This window comes from Streptomyces sp. NRRL S-1022 (genome assembly GCF_000720135.1).
GTDB lineage: Bacteria > Actinomycetota > Actinomycetes > Streptomycetales > Streptomycetaceae > Streptomyces.
Genome location: NZ_JOIU01000215.1, coordinates 1 through 219 on the forward strand (window position 1 = coordinate 1; position 219 = coordinate 219).

Annotated in this window: 1 protein-coding gene; it reads left to right on the top strand. The window is 64.8% G+C overall.

Going from position 1 to position 219, the window contains the following annotated elements; genetic code table 11:
- The coding region (locus tag IG05_RS0141640; RefSeq protein ID WP_030349229.1) for an integrase core domain-containing protein at nt 1-219 on the top strand (219 nt) is incomplete at both ends.

Consider the following 219-nt stretch of genomic DNA (forward strand, 5'->3'; position numbering starts at 1 on the left):
AACCGCCGCCGGCTTCTGGCAACGGGCGAACGCCTTCTTCACCGCCCACGGCATCACCGTCGAACGAGTCCTGACCGACAACGGCTCCTGCTACAAGTCCAGGCTGTTCACCCAGACGCCGGCCACGGCCGGCATCACCCACAAGAAGATCCGGCCCTACCGACCACAGACCAACGGCAAAGTCGAACGCTTCAACCGCACCCTGCTCGACGAGTGGGC